Annotated in this window: 15 protein-coding genes; 8 read left to right on the top strand and 7 right to left on the bottom strand. The window is 73.6% G+C overall.

What is annotated here, in order from left to right:
* Positions 1-2 precede the first annotated feature (2 nt).
* From EDF20_RS13345 to EDF20_RS13365, 5 genes are all read left to right on the top strand, one after another.
* Positions 3-1,241 carry an alpha-hydroxy acid oxidase gene (locus EDF20_RS13345; protein ID WP_133738997.1) on the top strand — a complete coding sequence of 413 codons (1,239 nt, stop codon included), beginning with the start codon at positions 3-5 and terminating at the stop codon, positions 1,239-1,241.
* Between the two features lie 255 nt (positions 1,242-1,496).
* On the top strand, positions 1,497-3,122 hold the full coding sequence (locus tag EDF20_RS13350; RefSeq protein ID WP_133738998.1) for an FAD-dependent oxidoreductase: 1,626 nt from the start codon (positions 1,497-1,499) through the stop codon (positions 3,120-3,122).
* Positions 3,123-3,173: 51 nt separating this feature from the next.
* Complete coding sequence (locus EDF20_RS13355; RefSeq protein ID WP_133738999.1) at positions 3,174-5,354, top strand: hydantoinase/oxoprolinase family protein; 2,181 nt, start codon at positions 3,174-3,176, stop codon at positions 5,352-5,354.
* Positions 5,351-6,022, top strand: a complete 672-nt coding sequence (locus EDF20_RS13360; RefSeq protein ID WP_208292653.1) for a hypothetical protein — start codon at positions 5,351-5,353, stop codon at positions 6,020-6,022. The genes EDF20_RS13355 and EDF20_RS13360 overlap by 4 nt, the downstream gene beginning before the upstream one ends.
* Before the next feature lies 1 nt (position 6,023).
* Positions 6,024-7,373 (top strand): transporter, encoded by a 1,350-nt coding sequence (locus EDF20_RS13365; RefSeq protein WP_133739000.1) that lies wholly within the window; start codon positions 6,024-6,026, stop codon positions 7,371-7,373.
* Between the two features lie 15 nt (positions 7,374-7,388).
* Here EDF20_RS13365 and EDF20_RS13370 read toward each other — a convergent pair whose 3' ends face one another.
* Complete coding sequence (locus EDF20_RS13370; protein ID WP_208292654.1) at positions 7,389-8,477, bottom strand: LacI family DNA-binding transcriptional regulator; 1,089 nt, start codon at positions 8,475-8,477, stop codon at positions 7,389-7,391.
* Positions 8,478-8,640: 163 nt separating this feature from the next.
* Positions 8,641-8,979: a hypothetical protein gene (locus EDF20_RS13375; RefSeq protein WP_133739001.1), complete on the bottom strand. Its 339-nt coding sequence runs from the start codon at positions 8,977-8,979 to the stop codon at positions 8,641-8,643.
* 202 nt (positions 8,980-9,181) lie between these two features.
* Here EDF20_RS13375 and EDF20_RS13380 point away from each other — a divergent pair, with 202 nt between their 5' ends.
* Positions 9,182-10,144 carry an alpha-L-glutamate ligase gene (locus tag EDF20_RS13380; protein ID WP_133739002.1) on the top strand — a complete coding sequence of 321 codons (963 nt, stop codon included), beginning with the start codon at positions 9,182-9,184 and terminating at the stop codon, positions 10,142-10,144.
* Positions 10,145-10,270: 126 nt separating this feature from the next.
* Here EDF20_RS13380 and EDF20_RS13385 read toward each other — a convergent pair whose 3' ends face one another.
* The 5 genes from EDF20_RS13385 to EDF20_RS13405 all read right to left on the bottom strand — a co-directional run bounded on the left by EDF20_RS13385 (position 10,271) and on the right by EDF20_RS13405 (position 16,922).
* Positions 10,271-10,567, bottom strand: coding sequence for a DUF2470 domain-containing protein (locus tag EDF20_RS13385; RefSeq protein WP_208292655.1), 297 nt, complete (start codon positions 10,565-10,567; stop codon positions 10,271-10,273).
* Positions 10,564-11,367 carry a biliverdin-producing heme oxygenase gene (locus EDF20_RS13390; RefSeq protein ID WP_243833493.1) on the bottom strand — a complete coding sequence of 268 codons (804 nt, stop codon included), beginning with the start codon at positions 11,365-11,367 and terminating at the stop codon, positions 10,564-10,566. The genes EDF20_RS13385 and EDF20_RS13390 overlap by 4 nt, the downstream gene beginning before the upstream one ends.
* Positions 11,364-12,356 (bottom strand): HtaA domain-containing protein, encoded by a 993-nt coding sequence (locus EDF20_RS13395; protein WP_166644829.1) that lies wholly within the window; start codon positions 12,354-12,356, stop codon positions 11,364-11,366. Before EDF20_RS13395 ends, EDF20_RS13390 begins: the two co-directional genes overlap by 4 nt.
* Positions 12,349-15,558 (bottom strand): HtaA domain-containing protein, encoded by a 3,210-nt coding sequence (locus EDF20_RS16155; RefSeq protein ID WP_133739004.1) that lies wholly within the window; start codon positions 15,556-15,558, stop codon positions 12,349-12,351. Before EDF20_RS16155 ends, EDF20_RS13395 begins: the two co-directional genes overlap by 8 nt.
* 161 nt (positions 15,559-15,719) lie before the next feature.
* A complete protein-coding gene (locus EDF20_RS13405; protein ID WP_133739005.1) occupies positions 15,720-16,922 on the bottom strand; it encodes an ABC transporter substrate-binding protein in 1,203 nt (400 codons plus the stop codon).
* 23 nt (positions 16,923-16,945) lie between these two features.
* On the opposite strand from EDF20_RS13405, the gene EDF20_RS13410 reads away from it, so the two are divergent.
* Together EDF20_RS13410 and EDF20_RS13415 are read left to right on the top strand one after the other, a co-directional pair.
* Positions 16,946-18,073 carry an iron ABC transporter permease gene (locus tag EDF20_RS13410; RefSeq protein WP_347876501.1) on the top strand — a complete coding sequence of 376 codons (1,128 nt, stop codon included), beginning with the start codon at positions 16,946-16,948 and terminating at the stop codon, positions 18,071-18,073.
* On the top strand, positions 18,070-19,080 hold the full coding sequence (locus tag EDF20_RS13415) for a heme ABC transporter ATP-binding protein (protein ID WP_133739006.1): 1,011 nt from the start codon (positions 18,070-18,072) through the stop codon (positions 19,078-19,080). The genes EDF20_RS13410 and EDF20_RS13415 overlap by 4 nt, the downstream gene beginning before the upstream one ends.
* Positions 19,081-19,108 lie beyond the last annotated feature (28 nt).

Below are 19,108 nucleotides of genomic sequence, written 5' to 3' on the forward strand. Positions count from 1 at the left end.
CCATGGTCCAGCGTCAGTTCCCCAAGCCCGTCGAGCTGCTCGAGTACCTGAGCTTCAAGAAGCCCGAGCTCGACGGGCGCAAGCGCCGCCTCGAGGCCGCCCTGACGATCGAGGACCTGCGGACGATCGCGAAGCGCCGCACGCCGAAGGCCGCGTTCGACTACACGGACGGCAGCGCGGAGGCGGAGATCTCGATCACGCGGGCCCGGCAGGCGTTCGAGGACGTCGAGTTCCATCCGGAGGTGCTGCGGGACGTGGCCGACATCGACACGACGGCGACGGTGTTCGGGGCGCCGTCGGCGATGCCGTTCGCGATCGCGCCGACCGGGTTCACCCGTCTCATGCAGACCGAAGGAGAGACGGCCGGCGCCTCGGCTGCGGCGGCCGCAGGCATCCCGTTCACCCTGTCGACGCTGGGGACGACGTCGATCGAGGACGTGAAGGCAGCCAACCCGCACGGGCGCAACTGGTTCCAGCTCTACGTCATGCGGCAGCGCGACATCTCGTACGGCCTCGTGGAGCGGGCGGCGGCCGCCGGGTACGAGACCCTCTTCTTCACGGTGGACACCCCGGTCGCGGGGGCGCGCCTCCGGGACAAGCGGAACGGGTTCTCGATCCCGCCGCAGCTGACGCTGGGGACGGTGCTCGACGCGTTGCCCCGACCGTGGTGGTGGTACGACTTCCTCACGACGAACAAGCTGGAGTTCGCGTCGTTGAGCGCCACCGGCGGGACGGTCGGCGATCTGCTCGACCTGGCGATGGACCCCACGATCAGCTTCGACGACCTGCGGATCATCCGCGAGATGTGGCCGGGCAAGCTGGCGGTGAAGGGCGTGCAGAGCGTCGACGACGCGAAGAAGTTCGTGGACGCGGGAGTCGACGGGATCGTGCTGTCGAACCACGGCGGGCGGCAGCTCGACCGGGCGCCGATCCCCTTCCACCTCCTTCCGGAGGTGGTGCGCGAGGTGGGCGCGGACACGGACGTCCTCGTCGACACCGGCATCATGAACGGCGCCGACATCGTCGCGTCCGTCGCGCTCGGGGCCAAGACGACCCTGATCGGGCGGGCGTACCTCTACGGGCTCATGGCCGGCGGGCGGCAGGGCGTCGACCGCACGATCGAGATCCTCTCGGACCAGGTCGTGCGGACGATGAAGCTGCTCGGAGCGCACTCGCTCGAGGAGCTCGAGCCGAGGCACGTGACCCAGCTCGAGCGCCTGCAGCCGCGCCCGCGGGCGTGAGGCGCGTAGCTGACGAGGAATCGACCCGACCTCGTAGTTGCTCGTCGTCGGGCTGACAGCCGTCGCGGCGACGGCCTTCGTCACCGTGTTCAGCGTGCTCTGAAGCTGACCTGCTCGGCGTGTCGGCCGCCTTCATCGACTGGCCGGATGGGCTCGACGTCGGCATCCAGCTTGCGAAGCGCCCTTCTCGGGTGCATGATCATGTGACGCTAATACGCATTAGCGAATACGGACAGCAAGCTGAGGGAGCCTGGCGTGACCACGAGCGCACGAGTCGTACTCGACACCGACGTCTTGATCGTCGGAGGAGGTCTGGGGGGCGTCGCCGCCGCCCTCGCCGTCTGCCGATCAGGTCGACGCGCCGTCCTCACCGAGGAGACCATCTGGCTCGGCGGTCAGCTGACGTCACAGGCAGTCCCGCCCGACGAGCACCCGTGGGTCGAGCAGTTCGGCGTGACGGCGGCCTATCGTGCGCTCCGCGACGGCATCCGCGACCACTACCGCCGTGTCTACCCACTTCGCCCGGAGGCTGCCGCCTGGCGGGAGCTCAACCCGGGTGCCGGCCGTGTCAGCAAGCTCTGCCACGAGCCCCGCGTCGCGGTCGCCGTCATCGACGAGATGCTCGCGCCGTACCGCAGCGCCGGCCTGCTGACCGTGCTGACCGAGCACCGACCGGTGGCGGCCAGCACCGAAGGAGACCGCTGCGAGACGGTCACCACAGTGGGGCGCGACGGACGCGAGGTCGAGATCCGGGCCTCCTTCGTCCTCGACGCGACCGAGACCGGTGAGCTGCTCGAGCTCGCCGGCGTCGAGCACGTGACCGGGGCCGAGTCGTCCTCCGAGCACGGTGAGCCGCACGCCCCAGCCGAGGGAGACCCTCTGAACCAGCAGGGCATCACGTTCTGCTTCGCCGTCTCGCACCACGAGGGCGAGGTGCACACCATCGAGCGGCCCGAGATGTACGACTTCTGGCGTTCGTACCGGCCCGACTTCTGGCCGGGCCCGCTGCTCGCCTTCCTGGCGCCCGACCCGCGGTCGCTCGAGGCCCACCCACGCACCTTCGTCCCGAACCCCGACACCGACCCCCTCGCCGTCAGCGCCGACCAGAGCGCCGACGCCGGCGACAAGGAGCTGTGGGGCTTCCGGCGCATCCTGGCCCGCAAGCTCTTCACCGACGGTGCCTTCGACTCCGACATCTGCCTCGTCAACTGGCCGCTCAACGACTACTGGCTCCAGCCCTACGTCGGTGCCGGCCCCGAACTGGCCGAGCGGGCCCTGCACGAGGCCCGACAGCTGTCCCTCTCGCTGCTGTACTGGCTGCAGACCGAGGCGCCCAGGGAGGACGGCGGGCAGGGTTTCCCTGGCCTACGGCTGCGGGGCGACGTCACGGGGTCGGACGACGGCCTGGCCCTCGCGCCCTACGTCCGCGAGTCACGGCGCATCAAGGCCGTCACCACGGTGACCGAGCACGACGTCTCGGCCGAGGTGCTCGGCGAGACCGGCCGCGTCCACCGTCGCGACTCCGTCGGCGTCGGCAGCTATCGGCTCGACCTGCATCCCTCCACCGGGGGCGACAACTACGTCGACGTGCCCAGCGTGCCCTTCGAGATCCCGCTCGGCGCCCTCATCCCGGTGCGCGTGACGAATCTGTTGCCCGCCGGCAAGAACCTGGGCACGACCCACGTCAGCAACGGCTGCTTCCGCCTGCACCCGGTCGAGTGGAACGTCGGCGAGGTCGCCGGCGCCCTCGTCGTCGAGGCGCTCGCCACCGGTGTCCTGCCTCGCGAGGTCCAGGCCGATCCCGACCGCTTCGCCGCCTTCGCCCGCCGACTCGACGCCGAGGGCGTCGAGCGACGGTGGCCTGCCGTCCAGGCCTACTGAGCACCAGACCCAGCACCTCCCACCCTGACCGACAAGAGAGATCACGACGACGTGAACGAACGACCCGAGACCCCGCGACCTGAGTCCCCGACCTCCGCGCCCGTCCGCATCGGCATCGACGTCGGGGGCACGTTCACCGATGCCGTCGCCGTGGACGCGACGACCCTCGACCTCATCGGACAGACCAAGACGCCGACGAGCCACGATCACCCGGACGGCGTCGCCGCGGGCATCATCGAGGGCCTGCACCGGCTCCTGGGCGACATCGGGCGATCACCTGACGACGTCGTCTTCCTGGCCCACGGCACGACGCAGGCCACCAACGCCCTGCTCGAGGGAGACGTTGCTCCGGTGGGGCTGATCGGGATCGGATCCGGCGCCTCCGCGTTCTTCGTCAAGCGGCTCGCCTCCCTCCGCAAGATCGAGCTCGCCGACGGCATCACGTTGCCGCTCGAGTTCCGCCACCTCCGCCGGGCCGACGACGACGGCGCCGTCGACCGCATCCTCGATGAGCTCGACGAGCTCGACATCCGGTCGGTCGTCGTCTCGGAGCCCTTCAGCGTCGACGACGAGTCGGGTGAGGCGCACGTCGCCGAGCGGGCGCGGGCCCGTGGCTTCTTCGTCACCGCCACCCACGACATCTCGTCGCTCTACGGGCTCAGCAAGCGCACCAGGACCGCCGTGCTCAACGCCGTCATCCTGCCCAAGATGTTCGCGACGGCCGATCTCGTGCAGTCGAGCATCGATGCTGCCGGCATCACAGCGCCCCTGATGGTGATGCGCTGCGACGGCGGTGTGATGTCGCTCGACGAGATGCGCCGGCGCCCCCTCCTGACCGTCCTCTCCGGCCCCGCCGCCGGCGTGGCCGGGGCGCTCATGCAGGAGCACGTCAGCGACGGCGTCTTCCTCGAGACCGGCGGCACCTCGACCGATGTCTCCGTCATCCGGCGCGGCAAGGTCGCCGTGCAGCACACGCGCTTCGGAGGCAGCTCCACCTTCTTGACCGCCCTCGACGTCCGCACCGTCGGCGTCGGCGGCGGCTCGATGCTGCGGCTGAGGACGTCGGGCTCCAACGCCCGCGTCACGGCCGTGGGGCCGCGCAGCGCGCACATCGCGGGCCTGCCCTATGCGTGCTTCGCCGGGGTCGACGACCTGACGGGTGCCTACCTGGTCTCCCTCTCCCCGCTCGAGGGCGACCCCGCCGACTACGTCGCGATCGAGTCGGCTGCCGGGCGCTTCGCACTGACGATGACCTGCGCCGCCAACGCCCTCGGCCTCGTGCCCGAGAGGGAGTACGCGCACGCCCCGCGCGAGACCGCTCGCCTCGCGATGGAGCCCCTCGCCGCGGCCCTCGGCGCGAGCGTCGACGACGCTGCGCGTCAGGTGCTGCGCAAGGGCACCGAGCCCGTGCTCGCGGTCGTCGCCGAGCTCGTCGCGGACTACCGCCTCGCCGAGACGGGCATCCGTCTCGTCGGCGGCGGGGGAGGCGCGGCGTCGGTCACCCCGTTCGCCGGCGAGCAGTCAGGACACGACTGGAGCATCGCGCGGCACAGCGAGGTCATCAGCCCGATCGGCGTGGCCCTCGCGCTCGTCCGCGAGCAGGTCGAACGTGTCATCCCCGGGGCGACCGATGAGCAGATCCTCGGTGTCCGCCGAGAAGCCGAGGAGGCGGTGATCGCCCAGGGCGCTGCGCCTGCAGGGGTCACGGTCGACGTCACGGTCGACCCGCAGTCGAACACGGTCCGCGCGATCGCCACCGGCGCCACCGAGCTCCGGACCCAGGACCGAGCCCACACCCTCGAGCGCGCCGACCTCGACCGCCTCGCCGCCGAGAGCCTGCGGATCGACGTCGGGCACCTCGACGTGCTGGCCGAGACGCCGAGCCACCTGGTCTACGGGGCGCCGCCGACCCGGTCGTTCCTGCGGCGACCGCGACGCGCCGTGCGGGTCGTCGACCGTGACGGTGTCGTGCGCTTCGCCTCGCCGGACGCGCACGTCGAGCAGGGCACCGTCGCGACCGGGGGTGAGCTCGTGCCACGGATGATCTCGCAGCTCACGAGCTACGGCGACGGCGGCTCCCGTGCTCCTGCGGTGCAGCTGCTGATCGGTCCGACGCTCTCCGACCTCTCGGGTGTGCTCGACGAGAGCGCCCTGGTCTCCCTGGCCCGCACCGAGATGCAGGGCAGACCCTCGGATCAGGACCTCGTCGCCGTCCTCGAGGCCCGCTCGTGAGGCGCCCGGCCGTCGGGGCGCTCGAGCTCGAGCCACTCCTGGCGCTCGCCGGCACGCCGGACGTCGACCTCGGTGTCATCCTGCTGCGCGGGACGCCGACCAACCAAGCACGGACTCCCGAGGCTCTCCGCCGCATCAGCGCCCGGGCGCAGGACTTCGGACGCGACCTCGCCGGCCGCACCCGCGCCTCCGGACCGGCCTGCGACGCCGACGGCGACCCTGCCGCTCCCTACGCCGCTCGCGGCATGACCGTCGTGGAGCACCGCGACGGACTCGTCTCGGGCGACCCCGCCGTCGCAAGGTTCTCGCACCGCACCCGCACGATCGACCTGTACGTCGACACCGTGGAGTTCTGCGAGGACCTCGTGGACCGGTTGGGCTGGCAGGACTGGTTCCCGCCGGGCTCGGTCCGTGAGGCAGCGATCGAGCACGAGCGGGCGCACGACCTCATCACCCACGCTCACGCCCGTGAGCTGCGGACAGCTGTCGGCGAGGCTGCGCTCTCGGTCGGCCGATGGCGCCGCTGGGCACACATCGCGGGCGCGGACGAACTCGCTGCCCACGCGTTCGCCCGGACATCCCTCGGCCTCGGTCGATCCCCCCTCCTCGTCACCGCGGCGGCCGCTTCGGCCTTCGACCAGGTGCGCCGACCCGTCAAGGAGTCCTGACATGGGCATCGCGATCATCCTCATCATGGCGGCCGGCGTCGCCCTCATCCTCAGCGGCAAGCTGCCGACGGCCTTCGCGCTCGTCCTGCTCGCCGTCGCCATAGCCCTCGTCTCGAGCGCACCGCTCATGGGCGCGCCCGGGGCTCCTGCATCCGGTGCCGAGGGCAGCGTCCTCCAGACCGTGATCCAAGAGGGGGCAGTACGGCTCGCGGCCACCATGATCGCGATCCTGCTCGGATCGTGGCTCGGTTCGCTCATGCGCGAGACCGCGATCGCCGACACCCTCGTGCGCAAGACGGTCGAGTTCGCCGGAGACCGCCCCGTCGTCGTCGCGCTCGGCGTGCTCGTCATCTCGGCCCTGGTCGGCTCGGTCACCGGGTCCGCCCCGGCGGCGCTGCTCGCCGGCGTCATCGGCATCCCCGCCATGATCGCCGTCGGCGTGCCGAAGGTCACCGCTGCCGGCACGATCCTGATGGGCATCGGGGTGGGCGTGCCGTTCGAGCTGCCCGTCTGGCAGTTCTTCTCGACGGCGCTCGGACTCACGATCCCCGAGGTGCGGTCCTTCATGATCGTGCTCTTCCCCTTCGCCCTCGTCGCTGCCGTCGCCTTCGTGCTGATCGAGACCCGTCGCCGGGGCACCGTGCACGCCTGGTCGCTGGCCTCGATGTCGCAGCGACACGAAGACGAGCCCACCAGGAAGCCGGGCCGGCTGCCCCGCCGTCCCTCGCGGCGTGCCCGGCTCGGCGACGCCCCGTGGTGGTCACTCGTGACGCCGCTGGTGCCGATCGTGCTGGCGCTCGTCCTCGAGGTGCCGATCATCCCGTCGCTGCTGGCCGGCATCCTCTACGCCCTCGTGACGACGACCCGTCCGCGCGACATGAGCACGCGCCTCCTGCGCTCGCTGTACGACGGGTTCACCGTCGCCGCGCCTCCCATCACGTTGTTCATCGCGATCGGCATGTTGCTCGCCGCGGTCTCGCTGCCCGGTGCGGTCGGGGCGCTCAGCCCCATCGTCGAGGCGCTCGCGCCGACGAACATCTGGCTCTACGTGATCGTCTTCTCGGTGCTCGTGCCGCTCTGCCTCTACCGCGGACCACTGAACATCTACGGTCTCGGCGCCGGCATCGCCGGGGCCCTGACCGCGATCGGCTTCTACTCGCCGCTCGCGGTGCTGGGACTCATGGCCTCTTACAACCAGGTCTTCGGCATCTCGGATCCGACGAGCACGCAGACCGTCTGGGCGGCGCAGTACTCCGGGGTGAAGCCGCAGCAGGTCATGGTGCGGACGCTGCCCTACGTCTGGCCCGTCGCCATCGGCGGCATCGTCGTGTCGGCGCTGATGTACCTCTGAATCGGGCCGCGGGGCTCATGGCCTCTGGTCGCGTGCGGCTCGGGGGGCGTCGCGGGTGCGGCCTGAGGCCTTCGGCGGCCTGAGAGTGTCGCCAGCGACCGTCTCGCAGTCGATCAGCACGCGGCGCTCGTCCTCGGGAAGACCAGGGTCGTGCAGGAGGCGCGACAACAGCTGCAGGGACCGAGCGCCGAGCAGCGAGCGCAGGGGGCGGAGGCGGGTGAACTCCGGTGACTCGGGCCTGGGGCGCGCATGCTCGGACAGCACGACCATCGAGAGGTCGCGCGGCACCTCGAGCCCGAGATTCGTCGCCACCTGCCAGAGGGTCTCCGCGTGCTCGGCCGACTCGACGACGACAGCAGTCGTGCCACCCCGGAGGAGCTCGTCCACGAGGTCGGCGGTCAGGTCGGCCGAGGTCACGGTCCGCAGTGCGACCTCGACATCCGCGGTGTCGGCGCCCTCGCGAACGCCGCGCTGTCGGTCGAGAACGGACTCGCCGGCCGAGTCGAGGTGCAGGTAGGTCAGGCGGTGGTGCCCCGCCTCGGCCGCCTGGCGGACGAGGGCGGCCGTGGGCGTGACGTAGTCCAGTCCGACGTAGGGCACGCCCGGCACGTCGCGTCGACCGACGGCGACGAACGGGAACCCGTCGTCGACCAGTCGCTCGAGCTCGCCGGCCTCCATGGCGAGGCCGAGCAGCAGGCAGCCGTCCGAGAGCCGGAGGCGGTTGTTCTGGTGGAGCAGGACGCGTCGGCCGTCGTGGACGGGCGCGCTCGTGAACATGAGCAGGTCGCATCCGAGGGCCTCGGCCTCGGCTTCGATGCCGGCCAGCAGGGGAGTGTAGAAGTCCTGTGCCTCGGTCGGGAAGGCGGGCTCGTAGGTGAAGACGCCGATGATCTCGTTGCCGGCACCCGCCAGTCGCCGGGCCGCGGGATCGACCGTGTACTGCGTGTCCCGGATGACCTTCATGACCCGGGCGCTGGTCTCGGCCGGGATGCGGCTGGCCTCGTCGGCCTTGCCGTTCAGGACGAGCGACACGACGGCCTGGCTGACTCCCGCGAGCTCTGCGATGCGCCGCTGCGTCATGCGGCCCGCGCGCGGGTTCGTCACGACGGCCTCGGCGGGTGCTGGCTCATGGGTCTAGTCTGACAGGTGCTGATAATAGGCATTAGCACCAAGGCCGGCCACGTTCCCACGAGCGACGGTGCGAGGTACGCCCGCACGATCGATGCGGGTCTCACGACCATCGGCGGGAGAGCACGCCCGACGTGAGCTAGTCGGCGGGGCAGGAGAAGGAGCCGAAGGCGCCCTCGTGGACGCCCGGGCCGAGGTCGGCGCAGACACCGGTCTGGCCGGCGAACACGGCCTGGAAGTAGACGACCCCGGCGATGAACGCCGCGGTCGTCGCGAGGCCGACGACGATCCCGACGACGGCGGCGGTGTCCTTCTCGCCCGCTCGACGTGCGCGGAGGAGCGCGACCACGCTGACGACGACGCCGACAGGGCCGGAGACGCAGGCGAGGATCAGTCCGAGGACGGCCAGGCTGCGAGGGTTCGGCGGCGGCGGCACGGCGACCTTGGCCTCGCGGGCGCGGCCTCGGTTCCTAGCCACGGGCGGGCATGTCCGAGTTGCGGCGCGACGATGACGAGCGTGCACACGAGGCGATCGACGTCGCGGTCATCGTGGTTCCTTCCCGGCCGGGGGTCGACGCCAGGCTATTCGTCGTTCTCGACTGCGGACTGGGTGCCCTCGGTCCGCCGTCACGCACCGTCACCGGCCTGCGGGTGTCGGCGGCGGCGGGCAGGGTGGGGGGATGAGTTCCCCCGACCCGGACACCGCCGACCAGGCACCCGTCGTCCACGTGCTGCACGACAACGAGGAGTGGCTGCCGCCGCTGCTCGCCGCCCTCGACGCCGCGGGGGTGCCGCACGCCGAGCACCTGCTCGACGGGAGCTCCTTCGACCTGTCGACCGCGCCTCCTGCGGGGGTGTTCTGGTCGCGCCTGAGCGCGTCGGCTGCGACTCGCGGCAGGTCGACGGCGAAGGAGGTGGCGCGCGCGACCCTGCGCTGGGCCGAGCGGCACGGGCGCCGGGTCGTCAACGGCAGCGGCGTGGTCGAGCTCGAGGTGAGCAAGGTCGCCCAGTACCTGGCCCTGTCGGCACACGGCTTCGACGTGCCGCGGACCGTCGCGGTGTTCGGCGCCGCCGACCTCAAGGAGCGAGCGCGCGAGCTGCCGACGCCGTTCATCACGAAGCACAACCAGGGCGGCAAGGGCATCGGGGTCCGCCGGTTCGACGACCACGAGTCGTTCGACGCGTACGTCGACGGCCCCGACTTCGAGCAGCCCGCCGACGGCGTCACGCTGCTGCAGGAGTACCTGCAGGCCGAGGAGCCGTTCGTCACCCGCGCCGAGTTCGTGGGCGGGCGCTTCGTCTACGCGGTCAGGGTCGACACGTCCGCCGGCAGCTTCGAGCTGTGCCCGGCGGACGCGTGCGTCGTCCCGGCGGGTGCCGACCCGGCGACCTGGGCGTCGTTCGCGGTGCGCCCCTCGGTGACGGCGGAGCACCCGCTCGTGGTCCGGCTCGAAGCGTTCCTCGCCGCGCAGGGCATCGAGGTCGCCGGCGTCGAGTTCATCGAGACGGTCGACGGCCGGGTCGTGCCCTACGACGTCAACACGAACACGAACTACAACCCGGACGTCGAGCGGGAGTCGTCGGTGTCGGCGACGGCGGCGCTCGCCGCGTTCCTCGGGGGCGCGCTGGCGGCCGCGGCGTAGCCACGCCGCGGCAGCCACCCGGGTCGGGCCCGGGTCCCGACGCGAAAGGGACGAAGCGACGCGGGGCCGCGCGTCGCTTCGTCCCTTTCGCGTCGGAACACCCGGCTGGCTTTGCCGCCGGCGCCGTCAGCGGCCGTCGAACAGCTCGACGACCTGCCGCCGCACCGAGGCGCGGTCGGTGATCGGCGCGGGCCACGGCACGGTGAGCACGCCCTCGACGCCGTCGGCGTCCGTGACGGACCAGGTCGTCTCGAGCGCGTCGAAGCCGAGCATCAGCGCGGCCGTCGCCCCCGGCGCCCCGTGCCGCCGCACGATCACGACCCCGTCGGAGGCGTGGTCGTCGCGCATGTGCGCCAGCACCGCCTCGACGACGTCGTCGCCGAAGGGCAGCCGCCGGGCGCCGGCGTCCTCCGGGCGGCTCACGAGACGGCTCCCACAGGGGCGCCCGAGGCCGGCCCGGCGTCGAGCCCGCGCTCGGCCCCGAGCCCCCGCTCGGCCCCGAGCCCCCGCTCGGCGTCGAGCTCGTCCAGGAGGCGAGCGTTCAGGTCGTAGGCGTGCAGCACCTCCGTGACCACCGCCTCCTCGTCGGCCTCGCCCCAGGGGAGGGAGTCCAGCCGGGCGCGGTACTCGTCCTTGAAGGCGGTCGGGTCGGGGACGCCGTCGAAGGTGAAGAACGACGTCGCCTCGTCGGGCAGCCCGTAGCGCTGCCGCAGGGCACGGCCGATGTGCTGCCCGCCCGACAGGTCGCCGAGGTAGCGCGTGTAGTGGTGGGCGACGAAGGCCGTCGGCGACGACGAGGCAGCGCCCCGGAGGCGGCCGACGTACTCGATCGTGGCGGGCACGGCGTCGAGGTGGTCGCGCCAGGCGGGACCGGCGAGGTGCCCCAGGTCGGCCTCGAGCGACGGCAGCCGCGTCAGCCGGTCGGTCACGAACGCGCCCGCGACCGGGTGCGCTGCCGCGCCGACAGCCGCCTGTTCGAGCGCTCCGTACACGTGCCAGTACTGGACGAGGAGGCGGACGAGGTCGTCCCGGCTGCAGGTCCCGCGCATCAGGTCGGACATGAAGCCCGCCCGGCTGCTCGTGCCGTGCCCGCTGCGTGTGCGGGTGCGCAGCAGCTCCGAGAACGGGACGGGCGACGGGGGCACGGCGAGGTCGGGCTCGAGGGCCGGTGCGGTCGTGGTGGCGTCGATCGCGGGCCCGGTGGTGACGGCGGTGCTGGTCACGGTGTCTCCTTCTCGTCGTGCGCGGTGGTGGAGCTGGCCGGGCTGGAGCCGCCGGTGCCGTCGTCCGAGGCCGCGGAGCTGCTGGCGGCCAGCCGGCGACGACGCACGAGGAGCCACGCGAGCGCCCCGAGGAGCGCCGCCGCGGCGACAGCGGACCAGGCGAGGGCGGCGGGCGTCGGGCCCGCATCGGTGCTGGCGTCCCCCGACGCGGACGCCGCCGCCGCGGGGGCGGACGTGGCCGTCTGCGTGGCGTCGGCCTCGTCGGCCGAGGTGACCGCCGCCTCCTCGGCGTCGACCGGCGCGGTGCAGGCCACTGGCACGTCCGCGGTCAGCGGGTCGAGCGCGGTGCCCGGCTCGTAGCTGCCGAACGCGGCGGCTCCCTCGGCGGTCAGCGTCGTCGGCGCCCCCGCGAACGAGAGCGCTCCCGTGGCGGGGTCGACGGGGGAGGCGGTGAGGTCGACGTCGGCGAACGGGACGTCCGGCGAGCTGACGGCCACCCCCTCCTGCGTCGTTCCGGCCACGTCGAGCAGCAGCTGGGCCGAGGTGGGCGACGTGAAGCGCAGCACCGGGTCGGCGATCGTCGTGTCGAGCACGCCCTGGTGGCCGGTGAAGCGGACGCTGCCGACGAAGGCGACGTCACCGGTCGTGACGTCGCCCGCCGGGCCGTCGCCGAGCTGGCCGGCCCCGGAGGCCCAGCCGAACGACGGTGTCGCGTAGGTCGCGCCTCCTTCGGGCGTCCAGGCGCCCTTGGCGATCGAGCCGCTGATGTACGAGCGGAACGACTCCTTCACGCCCCAGCTCAGGGTCGCCCCCGAGACGGTGCACGAGGAGGCGCCGGTCGCGGCGGCGGCACCGGCCACGGCCCCCGAGGGGGCCGGCAGCACCGCCGCGGCGGCCGCCAGGGCGAGAGCCCCGACGACCACCGCGGCGGTGCGGCGCCGAGCGGCGCCCGCTGCCCGAGCGGCGCCTGTGGCACGAGCCTCAGGCACGGGCGACCTCGAGCGCACCGAGCGCACCGGTGCGACGACGGCGCACGGCCACCGCCCCGAGCCCGGTGAGCAGCAGCAGCGAGCCGAGCAGCAGGCCGCCGAGGCCCTGGTCCCCGCCCGTGAACGCGAGGGCGGACCCGGCCGGGGCGGTGCTGCCGTCGCACGCGACGGTCGCGCCGAGCGGCAGCGAGAACGACACCGGGTCGAGCGCCTCGCCCGCCTGGTAGAAGTCGCCGAACGCGACCGCGCCAGCCGCGGTGAGGGTGGCGGGCACGCCCGACCAGCCGAGGGCGCTGACCGTGGCCGTGCGCGAGCCCTGGCCGAGGGCGAGGGTCGCCAGGGCGAGGCCCCTCGTCGTGACGGCGGCCCCGCCGGCGAGCGGCTTGCTCGTCATGTCGACGACGAGGGTCGCCTGGCTGCCCGAGACGAGCTGCACGCGCGGTGCGGAGATCGTCATGTCGAGCGAGCCTCCGTGGCCGGTGAAGTGGACTCCGCCGTCCCAGCTCACCGAGCCGCGGCCGGCCTCGGTGTTGACCGAGCCCGAGCCGCCCGACCAGGCATAGGCCCCGCCGGAGGCGGTGGTCACGCCGTCGAGGGACACCGCGCCCTTCGCGATCGGTCCCGTGATGTACGAGCGGTAGCTCTCCTTGACGCCCCAGCTGAGGGTCGCGCCGCTGACCGCGCGGGCGACGCAGCGGTCCTGCTCGGCGGCCGCGCCGGTCGGCGTGCCGGTGCCGGTCGGGACGACGCCGTTCCCGGAGCCCGTGCCCGCGCCTCCTCCGGGCAGCGGGGCGACGATCGGCGTGTCGCCGCCGGGCTCGGCGACCGCGGTGCGGAAGCCGAACGAGACGGGGTCGGCGGCCTGGCCGCGGTATTGCGCCCAGCCCGCGGGCGACAGGGTGTCGCTGAAGGTGCCGGCGACCGAGTCCCAGCGGGCGGTCGGCGCCGCGGCGGCGTCGAGCGCGGCGAGCAGGCTCACGGCGGGAGCGCCGGTCGCGGTGCTCTGGTTCGCCGCGCTCGGGACCGCCGTGCTCTGTGCCAGGCGGACGAGCTCGATCCGCTCGGTCGAGCCGAGGCCGGCCGTGTCGCTCGTCGAGGTGCGGGCGGTGAGCACCGAGCCGCCGTCGGCGGTCGTCGTCACCCAGGGGTCGGCGAAGCCGATGCTGAAGCCGTGCGAGGCGCTCGTGAAGAGCACGGCGCCCGTGTAGCGGATCGTGCCGAGCCCCGTGGCGGGGTCGAAGTCGCCGCCGTCGACCTGGTCGAAGACGAAGCGTCCGTCGGGGGCGACGGTGGCGCCTCCGGAGACCGCCGTCGTGCCGGCCGCGATGTTCGCGAGGTAGCCGCGCCAGGAGTCCTTGAAGCCCCAGGCGAGGTTGCCCTGCCCGGCCTCGGGCTCGGTGCCGGGGCCGAGGACCTCGGGGTCGGGCGTCCCGGGCTCGGGCGTCGTCACGGGTGCGGCGCCCCAGGCGAGCGAGACGGGCGACGGCGGCTTGGTCGCGTTCGCGGCCGTGGTGCCGGACGTGTAGTAGAAGGCGCGCACGGCGCTCGGGACCTGCAGCACGAAGGCGTTCGACCAGGCGTCGTCGAAGTCGCGGCTCCAGGTGCCCTGCGCGGTCGTACCCTCATAGGCCAGGGGAGCGGTGAGCTCTCCGTCGGCGGCGAGGTCGGGGAACGAGGCCCCTGCCACGGCCGCGACGACGGTCTCGGTCGGTGCGGAGGCGCTCTCCGTGCCGACGCCGGTGCGGACGCCGGCGCTCCAGGTGCCGGTGCCGTCGGACGCGATCGCGAGCGACGGGTCGACGAGCTCGACCCACTGGCCGGCGGGCGGGAAGAAGCTCGCGTAGGCCGCGACCCTCATCGTGCCGGTGAACTCGACGACGACGCAGTCCGCGTCGCCCGTGGCGGTGCCGCCGGTGAGCGCGAAGGTCTGGCCGTCCTCGGCGAGCGAGATGCCGCCTCCTGCGGTTTTGGTCCAGCCGGAGCTGTAGGCCGACCAGCCCCAGCGGGCGGTGACATCGTCGGAGGTGGCGACGGCCGTGCTGCCCGGCGTGCAGGCCGTGGGCTGCGCCGCGTCGACGACGGACCAGTTGGCCGCAGCGGTCGCGCCCTGGCCGGTGCCCATCAGCGGAGCCGAGGAGGCGCGGAACGCGGTGCTGCCGGAGGTGCCGCCCGCGTAGGCGGCCGAGATCGCGTGGCCGCCGGGGGCGAGGGGCGTCGTCAGGGTGGCGACGCCGTCGACGAGGGGCGCGGTGCCGAGGTCGACCGGTGTCGTGGAACCGGCCGGGGTCGCGCTGAAGGCGACGGCGCCGGTGGGCGTCGACGTGCCGTCGGAGGCGACCGTCGCGGTGAAGGTCGAGGGGGCAGGCGCGACGACCGGGGCCGGGGTCGTCGCCGCGACCTTCGTGGTCGTGTCGAGCGTCGTGACGGGGTCGGGGTCCGCGGTCGGGTCAGGCGTCGGCTCGGGGTCGGGGGTCGGCTCGGGCTCGGGGGTGGGCTCGGGCTCCGGCTCGGCGGCGAGCGTGCGGTCGACCGTGATCGTGACGGGGTCGAGCGACGAGCCGGTCGCACGCACCTGCGGCGTCTGCGAGGCGTCGGAGCCCTCGAGCAGCGCGAGCACCTGGGCGCCCTGGGCGGTGATCGCGGCGGGGGCGGCGGTCCAGGTAACCGAGGTCGGCGTGCTGACGGCCTGGACGGCCGAGAGATCGACCGTCGCGAACGTGCGCGTCGCCTTCGCCGCCGTCGGCAGGGCCGGGTTCAGGTCGTGCGACGAGCCGGCGGTGGTGCCGGAGATCGTGGCGACGCCCCCGGAGATCGAGACCGTGGGGGAGCCGAGGTGCACGTAGTTGCCCTGGGCCGTGCCGACCTGGGCGTCGCTGCCGAGCACGTAGCCGATGCGCGCGGTGCCCGAGAAGGCGAGCTCGCCCTGCTGGGACGCGTCGTCCCACGTGCCGCCCGAGAGCGGGAAGGTCGCGAGGTCGTCGACGAACGAGGCGGGGGCCGTGGCCGTGCGGTAGTTCGCGAAGGCCATCCGGTAGTCGGCGTCGATCCCCCAGCTGAGGGAGCCGGCGGTCGCGTCGACCGGTGCTGCGGCCGCGGGCTCGACCGGGGCCGCGAGGCCGGCGAGGCCGGCGCCGGCCACGAGCGACGCGGCGACGAGGAGGGACAGGTGGCGGCGCGCCGAGGCGCGCGGGAGTGGTGTCACAGAGGGGCTCCAGAGATGTCGGAGGGGCAGGTCGGACTCGACCGCCGGGGACTCCTGCACCGTATTTAGGTGAGCCTCATTAAGGCAAGGCTTACCTAACTATTGCCCTCCGTCGTTACCGGACCGTGACGTTCGGTCCCGTCCGACTGCCCGGGCGCGGCTCACTGGCCGGGCGCGTAGACCGCGCGGGCCAGCGCCGCGAGCACCTCCGGCGTGCGGGGGCCGAAGCTGAGCACCTGCCCGTCGGCCATGTCGACGAACCGCCGGTGCTCGCCGGCCGCCGTCAGCGCGACGGCGGGCTTCGCCGCGAGCAGCCCGTCGACGCCGCCGGCGCTCTCGAGTCCGCCCGTCATCACGAGGAACACGTCGGGGTCGGCCGCGACGAGCGCCTCGTCGGTCATCGGCCTGGCGCCGACCCACCCGATCTCGGCCGCGACGTCGACCCCGCCGAGCCCGTCGACCAGCGCGTCGGCGCCCGTCCCCTCGCCGAGCAGGTAGTAGATGCCCGCACTGCCGCGCAGGTAGAGGAACGCGATGCGCAGCCGGTCCGCCTCGGCGGCGGGGGCGAGCCCGGCGATCTGGGCCTGCACCTCCTTCGTGCGGGCGTCCACTTCGTCGGCCAGCGCCTCGCCGGCCGCGGGCACCCCGAGGGCGGCCCCGACCGAGCGTGCCAGGTCGCCCGCCCCGGCCGGCGACGGCTCGTTCTCGACGTAGACGACGGTCACCCCCGACTGGCGGAGCTGCTGCACGACGTCCGTCGGCCCGATGCTGCCGTCGGTGATCACCAGTGTCGGCTCGAGCGCCAGCACGGCCTCGGCGTTGATCGAGTGGCCCTCCTTCGTGACGACGGGCAGGTCGGCGGCGCTGTCGAAGGTCGTCGAGACGTCGCGTCCGACGAGCAGGTCGCCGAGCCCCAGTCCCGTGACCGTGGCCGCGAGCGCGCCCGAGATGTCGAGGGCGAGCAGTCGCGACGTGTCGGTGACGACCTGGGGCGTGTCGCCGGTCAGGTCGCGAGACGTCACCTGGGCGGGGAGGCTCGCGGTGCCGGGGTCGACGAGCGGCACGACCTCGTCCGAGGCGAGCACCGCGGTCGACGGGCCCTCGAGCGTGCGCAGGTCGGCGGGCACGTCGAGCTCGTCGAGCGGGGTGGCTGCTGTGCCGGTGCCGGTGCCGACGCCGGTGATCCCGTCACCGCTCGCTGCGTCGCCCGACGTGCAGCCGGTCGTGACGAGGGCGATGCCGAGGGCGAGTGCGGTCGCGACGCCCGCCCGCCTCCGCCCAGCGTGCCTCGAGCTGCGGGGCGCCGTGGGCGCCGAGGTGGGGGCCGGCGACAGCGGCGAGCACGGGAAGTCGAGGGGCAGCATGTAGGTAAGGCTATCCTTACCGCGTGTCCCTCCGCATCGACCACCACGCAGACCCGCGCGCAGACCCCCGCGCCGACCCGCGCACGGCCCACCGCACCGGCCACCGCACCCGGCACCGCCGCCTGGTCGCCCTCACCCTCGTCGTGCTGCTCGCGCTCGTGCTCGTCGTGGCCGTGCTCTCGGCGGGCATCGGCCAGTACCCGGTCGCGCCGCGCGACGTCGTCGGCGCGGTGCTGAGGGCCTGGGGCGCAGGAGGCGCCCCCAGCGACCCCGACGCCCGCTTCGTCGACCAGGTGGTCACCGGCATCCGGCTGCCGCGGGTGGCCCTCGCTCTCGTGGTGGGCGCCGCGCTCGCCGCCGCCGGCACGCTGATGCAGGCCGTCTTCGCCAACCCGCTGGCCGAGCCCGCGGTGATCGGGGTCAGCTCCGGGGCCGCGCTCGGCGCCTCCTCGACGGTCGTGCTCGGCTGGGTGTCGGCCGGTCTCTGGGTGACGCCGACGGCGGCCTTCGCCTGCGGTCTCGTGACGACGCTGCTCGTCTACGGCCTCTCGCGCTCGGGAGGGAAGACCGAGGTCGTCACGCTCGTGCTCACCGGCATCGCCGTCAACGCGGTCGCGGGGGCGGGCATCGCGCTGCTGACGTTCCTCGCCGACACGCAGGCGCGGGAGCAGATCGTCTTCTGGCAGATGGGCAGCATCAACGGGGCGCTCTGGACCGACGTCGCGGTCGCCCTCCCGATCGTCGTGGTGGGTGTCGGCGGTGCCGCCCTGCTCGTTCGCGAGCTCGACCTGCTGGCCCTCGGCGAGCGGAGCGCGTCGCACCTGGGCGTCGACGTCGAGCGTCTCCGGATCGTCGCCATCGTGCTCGTCGCCCTGCTCGTCGGGGCCGGCGTGGCGTTCACGGGCATCATCGCGTTCGTCGGGCTCGTGGTGCCGCACCTGCTGCGGATGGTCGTCGGCCCGTCGCACGGCGGGCTGCTCGCCACGAGCACGGTCGCCGGAGCGCTGCTCGTGCTCGTCGCCGACACCGCCGCGCGCGTCGTCGTGCCGAACGCCGACCTGCCGCTCGGGCTGCTCACCTCGCTGGTCGGCGGGCCGTTCTTCTTCTGGCTGCTGCGGCGCACGCGGCGTCGGGCTGGGGGCTGGGCATGAGCCGCGGAGGTGCGACCGGCGGAGGCGCGACGGATGGAGGCGCGATCGGCGGAGGCGCGACCGGCGGAGGCACGACCGGCCGTACCGCGACCGGCCGTGGTGCGACCGGCCGTCGAGGCGCGACCGGCCGTGGTGCGACCGTCCGTGGTGCGGAGGGCGAGCGCGAGATCCCCGCCGCCGCCCTCCGCGTCCGCGGCCTCGGGGTCGAGCTCGAGGGCACGACGATCCTCGACGGCGTCGACCTCGACGTCCGTCCCGGCGAGGTCGTGGCCCTGCTCGGCCCGAACGGCGCGGGCAAGTCGACCCTGCTCGGCTGTGTGGCCGGCGACGTCGCGGCCGCTCGCGGCACCGTGGAGCTGGACGAGCGCCTCCTCGGCTCCTTCAACTCCGGTGAGCGGGCACGTCGTCGCGGGGTCATGACGCAGGAGGCGCACGTCGCGTTCCCGTTCACGGTCGCGGAGGTCGTCGCGCTCGGCCGTGCCCCGTGGTCGCGCAGCCCGGAGGCGGACCGCGACGACGCCGTCGTCGACGAGGCGCTCGCCGCGACGGACACGACGGCGCTGAGCGACCGCCGGTTCCCGTCGCTCTCGGGCGGCGAGCGCGCCCGGGCCTCGTTCGCCCGGCTGCTGGCGCAGCGGACGCCGGTGCTGCTGCTCGACGAGCCCACCGCCGCCCTCGACCTCGGCCACCAGGAGCAGCTGCTCGGCACCCTCCGCGACCTCGCCTCGGCGGGCGCCTCCGTCGTCGTGGTGCTGCACGACCTCAGCCTCGCGGCGGCCTGGGCCGACCGTCTCGTGCTGCTCGAGCGGGGCCGCGTCGTCGCGGCGGGCACCCCGACCGAGGTGCTCACGGCCGAGCGGGTGTCGCAGGTGTACGGGCACCCGGTCACGATCGTGCCCGACCCGTCGACCGGGGCGCCGCTCGTCGTGCCGGTGCGGGTGCGCGGGGGGTCGCCTCGCGAGCTACACCCCCGGACCAGCGCTGCACCCTCTGTTCCAGGGGTGTAGCGCTGGATCAGGGGTGTAGCTCGGCCGG

Origin of the sequence: Frigoribacterium sp. PhB116 (genome assembly GCF_004364285.1) — a bacterium.
In the GTDB taxonomy this organism is placed as follows: Bacteria; Actinomycetota; Actinomycetes; order Actinomycetales; family Microbacteriaceae; genus Frigoribacterium.

What these genes read in the sequence shown, in the direction of transcription:
- EDF20_RS13365 (WP_133739000.1), top strand. Translation starts at nt 6,024, where the DNA reads ATGGGCATCGCGATCATCCTCATCATGGCGGCCGGCGTCGCCCTCATC.
- EDF20_RS13405 (WP_133739005.1), bottom strand. Translation starts at nt 16,922, where the DNA reads ATGCTGCCCCTCGACTTCCCGTGCTCGCCGCTGTCGCCGGCCCCCACC.
- EDF20_RS13380 (WP_133739002.1), top strand. Translation starts at nt 9,182, where the DNA reads ATGAGTTCCCCCGACCCGGACACCGCCGACCAGGCACCCGTCGTCCAC.
- EDF20_RS13345 (WP_133738997.1), top strand. Translation starts at nt 3, where the DNA reads ATGGTCCAGCGTCAGTTCCCCAAGCCCGTCGAGCTGCTCGAGTACCTG.
- EDF20_RS13415 (WP_133739006.1), top strand. Translation starts at nt 18,070, where the DNA reads ATGAGCCGCGGAGGTGCGACCGGCGGAGGCGCGACGGATGGAGGCGCG.